Source organism: Thermoanaerobacterium sp. CMT5567-10 (assembly GCF_030534315.2).
Classification (GTDB): Bacteria; Bacillota; Thermoanaerobacteria; order Thermoanaerobacterales; family Thermoanaerobacteraceae; genus Thermoanaerobacterium.
Map to the genome: position 1 here is coordinate 154,408 of NZ_CP130558.2, position 17,361 is coordinate 171,768.

At 29.9% G+C, this 17,361-nt stretch carries 18 protein-coding genes; 1 reads left to right on the forward strand and 17 read right to left on the reverse strand.

Annotated features, from left to right (window positions below):
- Positions 1–4: 4 nt before the first annotated feature.
- From mutS to surE, 14 genes are all read right to left on the reverse strand, one after another.
- Complete coding sequence (gene mutS / locus Q2T46_RS00820; protein WP_311062290.1) at positions 5–2,578, reverse strand: DNA mismatch repair protein MutS; 2,574 nt, start codon at positions 2,576–2,578, stop codon at positions 5–7.
- 50 nt (positions 2,579–2,628) lie between these two features.
- Positions 2,629–2,991, reverse strand: coding sequence for a YlbF family regulator (locus Q2T46_RS00825; RefSeq protein WP_303264666.1), 363 nt, complete (start codon positions 2,989–2,991; stop codon positions 2,629–2,631).
- Positions 2,984–4,399: a tRNA (N6-isopentenyl adenosine(37)-C2)-methylthiotransferase MiaB gene (gene miaB / locus Q2T46_RS00830; protein ID WP_209453565.1), complete on the reverse strand. Its 1,416-nt coding sequence runs from the start codon at positions 4,397–4,399 to the stop codon at positions 2,984–2,986. The genes Q2T46_RS00825 and miaB overlap by 8 nt, the downstream gene beginning before the upstream one ends.
- A gap of 132 nt (positions 4,400–4,531) precedes the next feature.
- Positions 4,532–5,302 carry a protein-glutamate O-methyltransferase CheR gene (locus Q2T46_RS00835; protein ID WP_303265729.1) on the reverse strand — a complete coding sequence of 257 codons (771 nt, stop codon included), beginning with the start codon at positions 5,300–5,302 and terminating at the stop codon, positions 4,532–4,534.
- A 153-nt stretch (positions 5,303–5,455) separates the two neighbouring features.
- Complete coding sequence (speD, locus tag Q2T46_RS00840) at positions 5,456–5,830, reverse strand: adenosylmethionine decarboxylase (RefSeq protein WP_013297845.1); 375 nt, start codon at positions 5,828–5,830, stop codon at positions 5,456–5,458.
- A gap of 107 nt (positions 5,831–5,937) precedes the next feature.
- Positions 5,938–7,026: a 30S ribosomal protein S1 gene (locus tag Q2T46_RS00845; RefSeq protein WP_303264665.1), complete on the reverse strand. Its 1,089-nt coding sequence runs from the start codon at positions 7,024–7,026 to the stop codon at positions 5,938–5,940.
- Positions 7,019–7,879 (reverse strand): 4-hydroxy-3-methylbut-2-enyl diphosphate reductase, encoded by an 861-nt coding sequence (locus Q2T46_RS00850; RefSeq protein WP_303264664.1) that lies wholly within the window; start codon positions 7,877–7,879, stop codon positions 7,019–7,021. The genes Q2T46_RS00845 and Q2T46_RS00850 overlap by 8 nt, the downstream gene beginning before the upstream one ends.
- Positions 7,880–7,888: 9 nt before the next feature.
- Positions 7,889–8,467 (reverse strand): 1-acyl-sn-glycerol-3-phosphate acyltransferase, encoded by a 579-nt coding sequence (locus tag Q2T46_RS00855; RefSeq protein WP_303264663.1) that lies wholly within the window; start codon positions 8,465–8,467, stop codon positions 7,889–7,891.
- A 13-nt stretch (positions 8,468–8,480) separates the two neighbouring features.
- Complete coding sequence (cmk, locus tag Q2T46_RS00860) at positions 8,481–9,473, reverse strand: (d)CMP kinase (RefSeq protein ID WP_311062442.1); 993 nt, start codon at positions 9,471–9,473, stop codon at positions 8,481–8,483.
- 68 nt (positions 9,474–9,541) lie between these two features.
- Positions 9,542–10,006 carry a hypothetical protein gene (locus Q2T46_RS00865; protein WP_303264662.1) on the reverse strand — a complete coding sequence of 155 codons (465 nt, stop codon included), beginning with the start codon at positions 10,004–10,006 and terminating at the stop codon, positions 9,542–9,544.
- A gap of 72 nt (positions 10,007–10,078) precedes the next feature.
- Positions 10,079–11,296, reverse strand: a complete 1,218-nt coding sequence (locus Q2T46_RS00870) for an NAD(P)/FAD-dependent oxidoreductase (protein ID WP_303264661.1) — start codon at positions 11,294–11,296, stop codon at positions 10,079–10,081.
- The gene (locus tag Q2T46_RS00875; RefSeq protein ID WP_303264660.1) at positions 11,293–11,916 is read right to left on the reverse strand and encodes a histidine phosphatase family protein; all 624 of its coding nucleotides are present in this window, start codon (positions 11,914–11,916) and stop codon (positions 11,293–11,295) included. Before Q2T46_RS00875 ends, Q2T46_RS00870 begins: the two co-directional genes overlap by 4 nt.
- 58 nt (positions 11,917–11,974) lie before the next feature.
- On the reverse strand, positions 11,975–12,838 hold the full coding sequence (locus Q2T46_RS00880; RefSeq protein ID WP_303264659.1) for a MurR/RpiR family transcriptional regulator: 864 nt from the start codon (positions 12,836–12,838) through the stop codon (positions 11,975–11,977).
- 136 nt (positions 12,839–12,974) lie between these two features.
- Entirely contained in the window at positions 12,975–13,727 is a 753-nt protein-coding gene (gene surE / locus Q2T46_RS00885; RefSeq protein ID WP_303264658.1) for a 5'/3'-nucleotidase SurE, read from the reverse strand.
- 97 nt (positions 13,728–13,824) lie between these two features.
- Between surE and Q2T46_RS00890 the strand changes: the two genes are divergently transcribed.
- Positions 13,825–14,463 (forward strand): hypothetical protein, encoded by a 639-nt coding sequence (locus tag Q2T46_RS00890; protein ID WP_303264657.1) that lies wholly within the window; start codon positions 13,825–13,827, stop codon positions 14,461–14,463.
- Positions 14,464–14,514: 51 nt separating this feature from the next.
- Here the strand turns inward: Q2T46_RS00890 and safA are convergent, their stop codons facing one another.
- The 3 genes from safA to speB form a co-directional block, all read right to left on the reverse strand.
- Positions 14,515–14,877, reverse strand: a complete 363-nt coding sequence (safA, locus tag Q2T46_RS00895; protein ID WP_303264656.1) for a SafA/ExsA family spore coat assembly protein — start codon at positions 14,875–14,877, stop codon at positions 14,515–14,517.
- 129 nt (positions 14,878–15,006) lie between these two features.
- A complete protein-coding gene (locus tag Q2T46_RS00900; RefSeq protein ID WP_303264655.1) occupies positions 15,007–16,401 on the reverse strand; it encodes an oxaloacetate decarboxylase subunit alpha in 1,395 nt (464 codons plus the stop codon).
- A gap of 92 nt (positions 16,402–16,493) precedes the next feature.
- On the reverse strand, positions 16,494–17,360 hold the full coding sequence (gene speB / locus Q2T46_RS00905; protein ID WP_303264654.1) for an agmatinase: 867 nt from the start codon (positions 17,358–17,360) through the stop codon (positions 16,494–16,496).
- Position 17,361 lies beyond the last annotated feature (1 nt).

Genomic DNA, 17,361 nt, shown 5'->3' on the forward strand with positions numbered 1-17,361 from the left:
TTAATCACATCCTCAATGATAAAGCTTTTTTCTTTAAGCCATACAAATAATTCAATGCCTGTATAGGTGTGATATTTTCTACATCCAAATCAGCTATTTCACTAATTAAAGCATCTTTTTCAAAACTAAATATATCCATTTGAGTTGCGGCCGTTTCAACTGCAACTTCTCTATTGCTATTTTCAAGGCTATTTAATATTTTTTTTGCGTTATCAATAACGTCATTCGGCAATCCAGCCAGTTTAGCGACTTGTATACCATAGCTTTTATCTGCCGAACCTGGTATTATTTTTCTTAAAAAAATAATCTCATCGTTCGTCTCATCAACTGATATATTATAATTTTTAATGCCATTTAATTGGTCCTCTAATTTAGTCAATTCATGATAGTGAGTAGCAAACATTGTCTTCGCCTTTATTTTATCGTGTATATATTCGAGAATAGCGCAGGCAATACTCATTCCATCATATGTACTGGTACCACGACCAACTTCATCAAGTATAATTAAGCTCTTTTGCGTCGCAGAATTTAATATAACAGATACTTCATTCATCTCAACCATAAAAGTGCTTTGTCCAGAAAATAGATCATCTGATGCACCTACTCGCGTAAAAATTCTATCTACTATGCCTATTTCAGCATATGAAGCAGGAACAAAACTACCAACTTGAGCCATTAATACTATCAAAGCAACCTGACGCATATACGTAGACTTTCCTGCCATATTAGGCCCTGTTATAATCATAATAGGCTTTTTTTCATCAATTTCTATATCATTCGATATAAACGAATCATCAACTATAGTTTCTATTACAGGATGTCTGCCATCTTTTATTAAGATTCTATCACCGTCATTGACAATTGGCTTGACATAATTATTTGATTCAGCCACCATAGCCAACGATGTAAGTACATCTAAAACAGCTATATACTTTGAAGTCATCTGTATTCTGTTAATCTCATTTTTTATTTGCTCTCTTATACCATTGAAGATTTCATATTCAAGTTCTACAAGTTTCGTTTCGGCACCTAAAATTTTCTCCTCTATCTCTTTAAGTTCAGGTGTTATATATCTTTCCGCATTCGCTAATGTCTGCTTTCTTATATAATTTTGTGGAACCGACGATATATAAGATTTTGATACTTCAATATAATACCCAAATACTTTATTATACCCAACTTTTAAAGTCTTAATACCCGTTCTTTCTTTTTCATTCAATTCAAGGTTTGTAATCCATGACTTTCCATTTGTCGCAGCTTTTCTTAATTCATCTACATTTTTATCGAATCCATCTTTTATTATGTTTCCTTCTTTTACGGAAGTTGATGGATCATCTTTAATTGATTTATCTATCAAATCATATATATCTTGAAGTGTATCTAATTTTAAAAATATTTCTTTAAGATAAATTGAATTATATTTACTAATTAAATCCTTTATCTTTGGAAGCCTTTCAATAGAAACCTTTATAGACAATAAGTCTTTTGCATTAATATTTTGATACACAAGTTTACTGGAAAGTCTTTCTAAATCATAAATTCCTTTTAAAGCATTCCTTAAATCTGACCTACCTTTAAAATCATTAAAAAGTTCGTCAACAGAGTCTAATCGCAAATTTATTTTTTCAATATCTATTAAAGGCTCTTCTATCCATCTTTTAAGAAGTCTTCCACCCATTGGTGTAACAGTTTGATCTAATACACTTAATAATGTCCCATCTCTGGAATTATTTCTATTAGAAGATTGTACAATTTCTAAATTTTTAATTGTATTATTATCCAGTAACATAAATGAATTGTCTTCATAATAAGTCAAATTATTTAGCTGACTAAGTTGTACTTTCTGTAATTCTTTCAAATATATTAAAACTGTTGTCAATGATTTAATCGCATAATTTTTTCCTTCTAATCCTAGCTCATTAAGCGATTTATTAAATTGATTAGATATTATGCTTTCAAAATCCTGACAGTTGTTTTCGTATTTATTGATATAAATTTTACTGCTATTAATTACTTTTACAAGCTTTTTTAAGCTAAAAAATTCGTTATTTGCAATTATTTCAGAAGGGTTATATCTCATTATTTCGTCATAAATTTTCCTTATGTCATCGCATTTTATTATCTGCGTTACAAATAAATCACCAGTCATAACATCGACGAAGGACAATCCATAATTATTTTCATTTTTAAAAATTGATAAAAGATAATTATTGCTCTTTTCTTCTATAGAATTTGTATTTATAACCGTACCAGGAGTGAAAACTCTAATTACATCTCTATCAACTAATCCCTTAGCAGATGCAGGATCTTCTAGTTGTTCGCAAATTGCCACTTTATAACCTTTTTTCACGAGCTTGTCTATATAAAAATCAGCAGCATGAAATGGTACTCCTGCCATTGGTGCTCTTTCATCCTGGCCACAATCTTTACCTGTCAAGACTATTTCCAATTCCTTAGCTGCAATAATAGCATCATCAAAAAACATTTCATAAAAATCACCAATTCGAAAAAATAAAATCGAATCTTTGTATTTTTCTTTTATTTTAAAATATTGTTCCATCATAGGAGTGTATGGCATTAAAAACTACCTCCAACTACATAAAAAGATAAGCTCATACAACATATTCATTATTTTATACAATGTCTAGAGCAATTGGCACAGGAATTACCATCACACTTAGGCAATGATCCATTTATATAATAATTCAATATGCCATGTATCTCTTCTATTAATTTTTTAGAAGTCTCCTGCGCCTCTAACAATCTTTTATAACTGTCTAATTTTAAAAGTTTCTGTCTTAAAACGCTTGCTTCATTTTTATCGCCATTTTTTTTCAATTTTTTAATATCTTCAAGTAAAAATTGCGCTTCTTCATCATTTAAAAAGGCAATTTCCGCTTCACGCAAATCATTCAATATATCAGAATTTGCTAAAAGTCTGCCTAATTCTATTGCTTTCTCAATTATAGCTTCTTTATCACATTTACTCACTTATTAATTCTCCTTGCATAGTCCAAGCTTTTGTATCTATTATTTTTACATTAACAAACTTACCTATCAATTCAGGCTTGGCTTTAAAATGAACAATTTTATTTGTTCTCGTTCTTCCAGTTAATTTCTCACCATCTCTTTTGCTTGTACCTTCGACTAAAACTTCTACGATTTTCCCTTTCATTTCGTTATTTTTTTCAATGCTTATTGCATTTTGCAAATTAATTAATTCTTCTAGTCGCTTATGTTTGATGTCTTCATCGACTTGATTTGACATTTTTTCTGCAGGCGTACCTTTTCTTTTTGAATAAATAAATGTGTACGCTGAATCGTATCTTACTTCTTTTACAAGATCCAGTGTATCTTGAAAATCCTCATCTGTCTCGCCAGGAAAACCTACTATTATGTCTGTGGTTATAGCAATACCCGGTATGTTATCTCTTAACTTGTTAATGATTTCCAAATATCTTTCTCTTGTATATTTTCTATTCATTCTCTCTAGTATTTCATTGCTACCAGATTGAACTGGTAAATGCAGATGCTCACAAAGTTTGTCCAAATCCCTCATAGCAAAAATCAATTTGTCAGAAATATCTTTTGGGTGTGAAGTCATAAATCTTATTCTTTCTATGCCATCAATATCATTTATCATATATAAAAGATCAGCAAAATCTATTTTAGTAGGTAAATCATTGCCATAAGAATTTACATTTTGACCAAGCAGTGTTATTTCTTTAAATCCTTCATTAGCTAAAGATTGTATTTCATTTATAATATCATGAGGCTCTCTACTTTTTTCTCTTCCACGTACATAAGGCACTATGCAATATGTGCAAAAATTATTACACCCGTAAATAATATTTACCCATGCCTTTAAACCTTCTGCACGCCTTATGGGGATATCTTCTACAATACTTTTATTATCATCCCAAATGTCTATAATAGTAGTATCTGAATTCAATGATTCTTGTAAAAGCTCTGGAAATTTAAATAAATTATGTGTACCGAATACAATATCGATATATGGATAATCATTTTTTATAGCCTCAACAACTTCTTTTTCTTGCATCATACATCCACATATCCCTAATGTTATATTAGGCTTTCTCTGCTTTAGTTCTTTAAGCTGTGACACTCTTCCAAATATCCTTATTTCGGCATGTTCTCTGACACAACAAGTATTAAAGAGAATAACATCTGCATCCTCTAAATTATCAGTATGTGTGTACCCCATTTCAGTTAGCATACCTGCTAATTTTTCTGAATCATGAACATTCATTTGACAACCGTATGTTTCTATGTGAAACTTTGGATATCTATCTTTATTTAAAACAGCCATTTGATTTATTATCTCTTTTTGCTTTTTTATATCATCATCTGAGACTAGTATTTCTTTTCTTTCACTCATTAAATACGTACCTCCACTTAAATTAATCACAACAATATATTATATAACAATTAAAGGTTTATAAAAAATATTTTTGAGTATGAATCCATAATAATATTATACTATATTCTAAGTTTTATGTTAAATTCATAGCTATTTAGATATTTTTTTGTAAAAAAATGTCTTTAAAGGCGCAAAATTGTATTTAAACGGAAAAATAATTTGCTCTGTGCTACCAACAAAAAGAATGCCTTCTGTGCTAAGGCTCGAGTAAAATTTTTTATATATTTCTTCTTTCGCTTTATCATTAAAATATATTAATACGTTTCTACATACAATCAAATCAATATTTTCAGGAAATTTGTCTAGTAACAAGTTATGCTTTTTAAAAACAATATTTTTTCTCAATTCCTCAGAAATTATGTACTTATTCTCATTATAGCAAGAAAAATATTTTAAATATTCCTTAGGAATTTTTTCTATACTCTTATTACTATATATTCCTTTTTTAGCCTTTTCAAGTACAACATCATCTATATCAGTCGCAATAATATTCACTTGGTTTAGATCAATAAAATCTGAAATTATCATTGCAAGACTATAAGCTTCTTCACCTGTTGAACATGCAGCACTCCAAATTCTCATATTTTTTTTGATTATTTTGGGAAGTATTTCGTTCTTAAGTATCATCCATTGATCAAAATTCCTAAAAAATTCTGTTACATTTATCGTAATATATTTTAAAAATTCTTTATAAACTTTTATATCTTTAGTAAGTCTATCATAAAAAATATCATAACTTTGGCAATTATTATTTGCTATAAATGAATCTATCCTTCTTTTCATCTGTTTTTCTTTATAAAGTGACAAATCTATACCAGTTAAATTAAATATCTTTAGTAAAAATTCGTCATAATTCAAAATAAGCACACCTCCAAGTGTTCACGTCATGATAAAAAAAGTGGCTAAACTTAGCCACTTAAATGATGTAAAGGGGGTCTCAATGTATTTTGTGAGGTTCATTAATATTATTAACACATTAAATATCAAATATACATAAAAATAAATTTTATAAAATTACATATTTACAACTTTGACAGGTTGCTCAAAAACCCCTCTTTTTACCTCAGTAGCGGTCATATTTTTTGCCTTTAGCATTTTCGTTAAATAATTACATGCATTCCAAGGATTCACATTATTCCCACACGTAAACACATCAACGGCTGCATACCCTAGTTCCGGCCAAGTATGAATTGTTATATGTGATTCTGAAATAACTACAACTCCACTAACGCCCTGGGGGCTGAATTTATGGAAAGCAACTTCACGAACTTCAGCACCTGCTTCAATAGCTGCTTTTACCATTATGTCTTCTATTAATTCACAATCATCAAGAACATTTTCATCGCAACCATAAATTTCTGCCAATATATGGCGACCCAAAGCATTCATTCTATTATCTTGCCTCCTCGCATTTTAAAAGTACGGATATTCAATAAGATAAATTTTATCAGATTTTTTTCTTTTGTCAAGGTATTTTACATAACACCCATAAATAATCATTTTATACTTTGAAGTATATCTTTTATAGAAACATTCAAGTCTTCTCTTTCTAATTCATAGGATTCGTTACTTCTATCGATTTCTCTTAGACTCATTCTTTTATTATTAACATCAATATTCAATATCTCAACCGAAATATTTTCCCCAATTCTATATTCTTTAATATTTTTTAATAAATCGCTTTTGTGTACAAGACCTTCTACCCCATCGCTAATATCTACAAATATGCCGAAGGTTGTTATGTTTACTATTTTGCCCAAGATGACGTCGCTAACTTTAAATTTTATACTAATAGTTGTCCAGGGATCAGGAATAAGTTTTCTCAAACTTAGTGTAATTTTTTCTTTATCTATTTTTTCAACATATACATCTACTTTTTCGCCAATATTCAATATATCATTTATATTTTTGTTTCTGCCCCATGAAATTTCACTTAAAGGTATCAGGCCATCTATACCACCTATATCTATAAATGCACCAAATTTAGCTATAGATTTTACTACACCTTGAATTACTTGTCCTTCTTGTAAAGTTTTCAACAATTCCTCTTTCTCTTTTAACTTTTCCTCTTCTAATACAACTTTTTGAGATACTATCAACTTTTTATTCGGTATATAATCTATAATTTTTACTTCAACATTTTTCCCTAGATAATCGTTTAAGTCATTTACATAATGTATATCAAGCTGTGAAGCAGGTATAAATGCTTTTACACCTAAAATATCAGCTAATACTCCGCCTTTAATTACTTCTATGATTTTCCCACTTAAAATATCACCATTTTTATAAGCTGTATCTAGTTTTTCTTCTGCTAATTCTGTATCTGCTTTAACCTTTGATGCTAATACATCACCGTTTTCATCTTCTCTTTTAACTATGTAAAGATCAATCTCATCTCCTACCTTAAAAAAGCTGTTAATATCTAAATTTGGATCTATTGACAATTGGTCTTTAGGAACATATGCATCGGCCTTATAATTAATATCCGCTATTATCCCATCACTAAGTATTTTTATAATTTTACCTTTAACAATGTCTCCTGTATGAATTAGATTAAAAGAATATTCATCCATAAAATCATTCATTAGTATCTTCCTTTCTATTAATTGCTATTTTACTTATCACGTCTTGTATTAAATAATCAGGCGTTGAAGCACCTGCAGTAATACCTACAATATCATTATCATTAAAAATACTTAAATCAATTTCATCAGCGTTTTCTATCTGAATAGTTCTCTTACAATTTTTTTCGCATATTCTTTTTAATTTTTGAGTATTCGAACTGTTTTTTCCACCGATAACAATCATTACATCAGCTTTTTTAGATATCTCTTCAGCAGATGATTGCCTTTTGTTTGTAGCATCACATATTGTATTGAATGATATCAATTTATTAACTTTAAGTTTTAATGCATTCAAACTATCTTCCCACGTTTTTTGTGTTATCGTTGTCTGTGCAACAACGCAAGCCCTATCAATATACGGTAGCAATTGAACGTCATTCACTGATTCTATCACAAAGGCTGAATTGTCGCACCATCCATTTACTCCTATAACTTCTGGATGATTTTTATCACCTATTATAACGATAGTATAACCTTTTTTATGATAACCATTTACTATCTTTTGGACTCGCTTTACAAAGGGGCAAGTCATATCAATTAATTCAATTTTTTTCTCTTTTAAATCTTTATATGTTTTCTCTGGTATACCATGAGTTCTAATAATTATTCTATCATTTTCTTTTAAATTATCAATTCCATCTATTGTTTTTATTCCCTTATCTTCTAAATCCCTTACTACTTGCGGATTGTGTATAAGTTCCCCATAAGTATATGTCCGTCTACTATCATCTCGATTTATTTGATCATACGCTACTTTTACGGCTCTTTTTACACCAAAGCAAAACCCTGCATTATCTGCTATTAATATTTTCACACTAACCTCCTAGATCAATTTAGAAATTTCAATCATAATCTTCTCACCTATATTTGCCATATCTTGAGATGTCAAATGGACATTTTGATATTCATCAAAATAAATAGGCTTACCTATTTTTATCACGACTTTCGAAAACAGTTTATATGATGACTTTATTCCAATTGGCAAAACAGGTGCATTACCTTTAACTGATAACAATGATACACCTGGCTCTGCTTTTTGAAGTTTTCCTGTTTTACTCCTTGTACCCTCAGGAAAAATTCCTACAACATGTCCATTTTTCAAGTGTTTTAATGCTATTTTGATAGCAGTTAAATCTGATGTTCCCCTTTTTACTGGAAATGCACCTAATCCATTGCTTAAAACAAATTTAAGAATAGGATTTTTAAAAAGCTCGGCTTTTGCCATAAAAAATATTCTTCGTGTAAAAACTGCTCCAATAATAGGTGGATCAAGAAAACTTATATGATTTGGGCAAATAATTATAGGCCCATCTTTAGGAATATTCTCATAACCTTCAACTTTTATTCTGAAAATTACATTTATAATAAAGAGAACAATGTATTTTGCGATATAATAAAACATCAGTTGTCCCCCTTTATTTACTAACAATAATATCATACATTTTACAAACAACTTCTTCTATAGTCATGTCAGATGTATCAATTACAATAGAATCATTAGACTTTTTTAAAGGTGCAATGTCTCTTTCCGTATCAATTTTATCTCTTTTTTTAATGTCCTTTAATATATCATCATAATTAACGGAAATTTTTTTCTCTATTAATTCATTGTATCTCCGCATTGCTCTTACCTCAGCGCTGGCCGTTAAAAAAAATTTAAATTGTGCATCAGGCATCACAACTGTTGCTATGTCTCTCCCATCCATTATAACGCTACCATTGTTCACCAATTGCCTCTGTAAATTTACCATTATTTTCCTTACTTCAGGTATCTTAGAAATTAATGACACTTTCTCTGAAACAATTGGGGTTCTTATTTCATTTGTAATGTCTATACCATCCAACAATACTCTATCATTTTCTAATTTAATATCAATTTTGGAAGCCAATTCTACAATTTCATCTTTATTGTTTATGTCAATATCATTAATGATAGACTTATATGTCAAAGCTCTGTACATCGCACCTGTATCTATATATGTAAAATTAAGTTTTTTAGCTAGCTTTTTAGCAGCTGTACTCTTTCCCGCACCGGCTGGACCATCAATAGCAACTTTTATATTCAATAAATCCGGCCTTAACAATTTTGCATTTTTTAAATACAAATGCTTAATTTTTTTATCATCATTGCAATTAATAAATACAATAACTCGAATACATTTTTTAAGGCTACCATAAACATCCATTTCCTGAAAGCACATCATAGGAATATCAGTAATTCCATGGTACCTTAATGCTTCGGCTGGATATGCAGAATTAATATCTTTTGTGGCACTGAAAAATATCGATACAACATCGTTAGGTTTAATTTCGTTACAGCGAAAGATCTCATCTATAAGATTAATTGTATCTTTAAAAATATCTTCTTTTGTATTTTCAGTCGTTATTGCGCCTCTAATTGCTTTTATAGGACATCATACTCCTTTCTTTTATCCTCTTTTTATAATTATATAGTAAAAATGATGTTATAACAACATCATTTTAACCTCACACGCCCAACAACTTCGATACCGCCATCAACCTTTATTACTGCAGTTCTTTGCGGTTCTATTACATTATCACTTGAATCAACAACTTTAATATACATAGTTTGTTTATATTTTGTTCCATCGATTTCTATTAACTCTCCCTGTTTAATACTAATATCCACGGATTTATTTTTAAAGCTATACTTTGGATCACTATTTATAAGCACATATGCATTCGGTGCTTTTTCCATATTAACTAGTTCTAATTTCAGTGTACCATCCTTTGATAAATACGTATTGATATTAATGCCTTCTATTTTTTCCGTTGAATTTAAAAAGACCCTGATATTATCATTCAACATAAGTACCTGCGTAATTACTACTGTTAAAAAACCAGCTATGACAAAAAAAGCTATTAAATTATCGAAGCTGATAAAATACACATGCCCTGATTTTTTTATTCTTTTCCCCATAATAATCCTCCTTATGCATTTTTTATATATTTTATGCAAAATATATAAAAAAATGCGAAAGGAGATTTTATATTAAGAATTTATTCCAGCTAGATAACCGGTTGAAAAAGATATTTGAAGATTATATCCACCTGTTAATGCATCAACATCAATTATCTCACCAGCAAAAAAAAGTCCTTTAATTAAACGAGATTCCATTGTCTTAGGATTTATCTCTTTTGTACTTACTCCTCCAGAAGTAATAACAGCTTCTTTTATAGGTCTCTTTGAAATTACATGAAATGAAAGTCCTTTTATGGTATTTATCAAAGTATTTCTTTCTATTTTAGACACTTCCGAAACTTTTTTATCCGGATTAATTCCGCTTTCTTTAATAACATATGGAATTAAGGAACGTGGTAGTAAATCATTTAAAGAATTCTTAAATTCTTTCTTTAAATACTTTTTAAAATCTCTTTGTATTCTTTCGTTAAGTTTTTCATATGTTAAAGCCGGTTTTAAATCCAATTTTATAACAACATTACTTTTATTAATATTCTTAATATAACTGCTTAATGTTAATATGACAGGGCCAGACAATCCAACATGCGTAAAAAGCATCTCTCCAAATTCTTCTTTTACAAACTTATCATTTACGTACAATTTTGCATTAATATTTTTAAGTGATAATCCCATCATTCCACTTACATCTTCTGCAGTTACAAGTGGAACTAAAGCAGGACGCGGATCTATAATTGTATGTCCTAACTTCTTTACCATATCATATCCATCTCCTGTAGAGCCTGTTGATGGATATGACAATCCGCCAGTTGACAAAATTATGCTATCACAATATTCTTTTTTCCCATTTACAACTATACCCAACACTCGCGAACCATCAGATAAAATGTCAGTAACTCTGGCATTAAACTGAATATCTATTTGATTTGACTTTATAAGTTTTAAAAACACATCTAAGACATCTTTTGATCTATCTGAAACAGGAAAAACTCTTCCTCCTCTTTCAACTTTAGTCATAAGACCATTCTTATTTAAAAATTCAATCAAATCACTATTGGAAAATCTATTTAATGCACTATAAAGGAATTTCCCATTTGTTGGAGTGTTTTCTATAAATTCTTTTATTGTAGCAGTATTAGTTATATTGCATCTGCCTTTGCCTGTTATCAGCAGCTTCTTACCAGGTCTATCATTTTTTTCAAATATAGTTACTTTATTACCTTTGCTAGAACTCATCAATGCAGCCATCATTCCCGATGCGCCACAGCCAATAACAAATACTTTTTTCAATTATTCTCGCTCCTTAAGTGACACGTATCATTCAACAGTACAAGCACACAATTGCCATCATCTTTTATGTCTACTATATTTAAAGCTGTATTGTCCTGCCTTATTTTTGGATAAAAACTCAAATCTAAACCCAATAATCCTAGAATAAGAGCCTTTATAGATGTGCCATGTGAAACAATTAATATATTTTTATTTTTATATTGTTCTACTATTTTATACGTCATGTTTAATATTCTCTTTTGGACAGCTTCCAGCGTTTCTGCTCCATCAATTATGGCTTCAGAAGGATTTGTCTTCCATGTATGATATAAATCTTTATACAACTTTTCTATTTCATCAATTGTAAGGCCTTCCCATACACCAAAAGATAATTCTCTAAATTCCTGTAATTTTATTACATCTAAATCAAATTCTTTCGCAATCAAAGATGCTGTTTTATACGCCCTATCTAAATCACTTGAAAATATTACATCTATTTTTTCGTGTTTTAATCTCTGTGAAAGTAAATAAGCTTGTTTTACTCCTTCATTAGTAAGATCAACATTGCTAATACCCTGAATCTTTTTTAATTTATTCCAAGACGTTTCACCATGTCTTACGATAAATAAACGTGTAGACATCTATACCCTCCTAAAAATAATTAAATGCCTTATAGGCATTTTATATAAAATGCAAATTTTAAGCATTTTTCGATAAATAAATTTCGTATTCGTTCCAGATATTTTCTAACTTTTCAAACGTATCTGTTATTTTATCTTTTTCTCTTATGCCGACAGAAACAATAAGTGCATTTATTAAGCTTAATGGAGCTACTAACGAATCAACAAAAGATGCCATATTGCTTTTTGCTAATAATATTTCATCTGCAATTTCTGTAAGCGGAGATATAAGGCTGTCAGTTATCACAACTATTTTAGCATTCTGTGATTTAGCATATTTCAATACTTCCAGCGTTCTCTTTGAATATCTAGGAAAGCCTATTCCAATTACCAAATCATCAGAATCTACGCGAAGCATTTGCTCAAAAACGTCAGATATTCCTGGTTTTACTAATATCACATTTTCAAGTATCAAATTTAAATAAAACCCTAAATATTCAGCTATCGCAGTCGAACTTCTAAATCCAATAATATATATCTTTTTTGCTTTAAAAATATTATCAACAACTTCTTTAAATGAATTTTTATCTATTTCTTCTTTTGTCTCCTTGATATTTTCAATATCGGACTTTAGCACATTATTTAAAATAGAAATTTCGTCAGTTTCATCTGTCATCTCAAGTCTTTGAACAGTAGTCAATTTATTTTTTATTAATTCTTGCAAAGCACTTTGTAACTCAGGATAGCCGTCATACCCCAAAGTATTTGCAAATCTTACAACAGTAGATTCACTGATATTAATACTACTACCCAACTTTGCTGCTGTCATAAAAGCAGCTTTATCATAATGATTTATTATGTATTCTGCTATAATTTTTTGGCTTTTGCTTAATTGAGTATAGTTATTTTGTATTCTTTTTATTATATCTTCATTTTTATCCATCGTTTATGTCCTTTCTATTACTAGTTTAATCATTTTTCTATTTATATAAAATATTCTATATGCAATTAAAAAATCCTGCAATCGATGAATAAAAAAATGCCAATGATATTTTTGGTAAATTTCTTGCATCAAAATATTAAATTTGTATATCCCAGCTTTTTAAAGTATCAATTAGGCTATACATTGTCAAATCAAACTGTATTGGAGTAATAGAAATAAAACCATTTTTCACAGCTACTATATCACTATCTTCTTCGTTAATATTTTCCAAAACTTTTCCAGCAAGCCAGTAATACTCTCTTCCATGAGGATCTATTCTTCTTGTAAAATTCTCAATATAATTTCTATATCCCAATTTTGTGATTTTGACGCCACTATAATTATCACTTATATTTGGTATATTGACATTTAATAGGGAATTTTTTGGTAAACCATTTTTAGCAACGCTTTTAATGAGTTTTTTTATAAATAATAGGGCTTTATCTGTTATATCTGAACCTGCTTCTAAAGATATTGCAATAGAAGAAAAGCCATTTATTGAACCTTCCATTGCAGCTGATACTGTTCCAGAATATAATATATCCGTACCTAAGTTAAAGCCATCATTTATGCCAGACACTATAATATCCGGTTTATCTTTCATAATAATATCTATTCCTAGTTTCACACAATCTGATGGTGTTCCATTTGCATGAAATATTTTTAAATTTTCTTCATCTTTAATTTTTTTTATCCTTAATGGTTTATGCATTGTTATAGCATGTCCTACAGCACTTCTTTCCCTATCAGGTGCAACAACAACTACATTGTAGCTTCCTTTTAAAATATCAGCTAATTTATTTATACCTGGAGATAGAACGCCATCATCATTTGTTAATAAAACATTCATAAATATCCTCCTATTAATATATTCTCACGGTCCACATTGAATTGAATAATTAATTTGATTTTAATATAAAATTAATATATAAGCAAGGAGTGATATTGTGATACAAATCGACGATGCCGGAAGCGGAAGTTTAGTTGGTGGGACATGTATAGGTGTTATGAGAGTTGAAACGAACGAATACCACTATGATATAATCCCACTAGAATGTTACACAAAGGATAATTTTAGCAATAAACTGTATTTAAAAAAAGCGACTGAAATTGCAATAAAATATTTAAACATGATGAACGTAGGTAAAAGAGAAGAAATATGTGTTTGCAGAGGCTACATGTTTGACTGCTTAAGAGATTATTTAAAAACTAATGGATATAACTATAAAAGCACAAAAATATTGAATCCTCTACAAGACAAAATTGAAAAGACTTTTGAAGATTACGCTTTATCATTGGGGCTTTCTAAAAGATTTCTAAGCTATACTAAATATCCGTTTCATTTTCACAGATTGTTAAAGTGGGTATATGCAGATTATTATAATAGATATAAATTATGCAAAACAGGTTGGAAAAGCTTTATAAAATATGGCTCACTTGAAATTGATGAATCCTATTCAGAACTAAAAAAAAATAAAAATCTTTACTGTCTTAAATGCGGTAATAAAATAGATATTGGACCTGTTAAAATAATTAAATTTAAAAGCAATTATTTAAATGTCATCTATCTACATGTAAATTGTTAAGATACTACGCAATTGCATAGTATCTTAACATGATTCTCATATTATATATTTTTACCAGCAATGATAAGGTATGCAAATTTGCTGGCCTGGATATATTAAGTTTGGATTCGGAATTTGTGGGTTCGCTCTAATCAAGCAATCTAATGGAATGCCATACATATTAGCTATTGTCCACATTGAATCTCCTGGCCTTACTATATACATTTCTCTACAATGTCTTTCTGGTGGGCAAAATGCTGGTATACAAATTTGCTGACCTGGATATATTAAGTTTGGATTCGGAATCTGTGGGTTCGCTCTAATCAAGCAGTCTAATGGAATGCCATACATATTAGCTATTGTCCACATTGAATCTCCTGGCCTTACTATATACGTTGTTCTACAGTGTACAGGGTGATATTGTGGATCAGACATTTTAAAAACCCCCTTTCATTTTTCTAATACATGTTATGTTCAATTTAAAATTATGTTACACCATCCAATTTTTGAATGTTGAAAATTACATAAAAAGCTATAGGCCTTTAACCTATAGCTTATAATTTTTTATATTGGATATGTTTTTTCCTCCATATTTACTAATGTTGAATCAATTTTATACTTTTTAGCTTGCCTATATTTGAAAAAATCCTTAGCGACTTGTGGAAATAGTGCATATGATAAAACATCTTCCTCCTGCTCTAAATATTCCTTTATCTCATTTCTAATTTTATCTAATTGAGGACTAAGTAAATCAGCCGGTCTTTTTGTTATAATTTCTTCATTTCCAATTATTTTCTTACGTATCTCATCAGAAATTGGTATTGGTGGTCTTCCATATAAACCTTTAACATAATCTTTTATTTCTTTGGGTACAATTTTATATCTTTCACCTGTAACTACATTTAAAACAGCTTGTGTTCCTACCATTTGGCTCATAGGTGTAACAAGTGGTGGATAACCTAAATCTTGCCTTACATGCGGAACTTCTTTTAATACTTCATTGTATTTATCAAGAGCATTCTGTTGTTTTAATTGTAAAACCAAATTTGATAACATACCGCCTGGAATTTGACTCTCAAGTGCAGTAGCGTCAACACTCATAAGTAATGATAGGTCACTTCCATTTGTATGATGTTCTTTTACATTTTTAAAATAGTCTGCAATTTCAGACAACAATTTCAAATTTAATCCGGTGTCATATTTTGTATCTTTCAAAGCTGCTACAATCGCTTCTGTAGCTGGTTGAGATGTTCCTAAAGCAAGAGGAGATATTGCAGTATCAACAACGTCAACACCAGCTTCTATTGCTTTTAAATATGTCATTGAAGCCAATCCTGCTGTATAATGACTATGCAATTGAATGGGTACGCGAATTACCTTTTTAAAAGATTTAATCAAATCATATGCAACATAGGGTGACAATATTCCAGACATGTCTTTAATGCATATTGAATCTGCTCCCAAGTCTTGAAGAGATTTCGCAACTTTTAAATAATGTTCTGTATTATGAACAGGACTTATTGTATATACAATAGCTGCCTGCACATGTGCACCTGCACTTTTAGCCGCTTTAATAGGTACCTCTAGATTCCTAACATCATTTAATGCATCAAAAATTCTAATAATATCAATGCCATTTTCAACAGATTTTATTATAAACTCATTGACAATATCGTCAGGATAATGTTTATAACCTAATAAATTCTGCCCTCTTAAAAGCATTTGAAGTGGTGTCTTCTTTATTGCTTTTTTTAGTAGTCTCAATCTCTCCCAAGGATCTTCATCAAGAAATCTCATACAAGCATCAAAAGTAGCCCCACCCCATGCCTCAAGTGAAAAATATCCAACCTCATCAAGTTTTTCAGCAATAGGAAGCATTTCATCTGTAGTCATTCTAGTTGCTAATAACGATTGATGAGCATCCCTTAAAACTGTTTCTGTGATCTTTATCTTAGCCATGAAAACTCCTCCTTTATGTTATATTATACTATCATCTAATTTAGATTTCTATAAAAAAATAAGACCAAGTATTAAAAACTGGTCTCATTTTTTTATAAGAAGGATAAAATTGATTCACGAATAAGTTTTGCTGCTAAAATTGAAGTAATACCTGAATGGTCGTAATCAGGTGATACCTCAACTAAATCCATACCGACAACATTTAAATCTTTTAAAATGTGTATTGCATTAAATGCCTCTTTTGATGTTATACCACCTGGTTCAGGTGTACCAGTTCCAGGAGCATATGCAGGATCTAAAACATCTATATCCCATGTAATATAAATAGGTTTTGACTTAATATACTCAAGTACACTTTTTAAAGGCTCAACAACGTTAAACAAAAACATATTAGTATTTTTATAAGAAAACTCGAATTCTTCTTTTATTCCAGAGCGTATACCAAAATGATACATATTTTTATTATTGATGAATTCAGAAGCCTTTCTTAAAACAGTCGCATGAGAATTTTCTTCACCAAAAAATTCAGTTCTTAGATCAGTATGTGCATCAAAATGAAGTACTACCAATTCATCACCATACTTTTTGTAAACTTCTTTTATAACTGGAGCACTTATTAAATGCTCTCCTCCCAAAAATAACGGCTTTTTTCCATCATCAAGTATTTCTTTGGCTGCATTTCCAATTATATCGAGGCTTTTCTCGACGTTTCCATAAGGTAAAATTAAATCACCAAAATCATAATATTTCTTTTCTTTTAAATTTCTATCTAGATAAACGCTGTATTCTTCTAAGCCTAATGATGCTGTTCTTATCGCCTGTGGGCCAAAACGTGTACCAGGTTTAAAACTAACTGTATAATCCATAGGTACGCCTACAATTACAATATCTGACTCTTTGTAATCATTAATGCTACTTAAAAATTTGCCGCTATTCGAAAAATTGTCTTTTATTACCAAA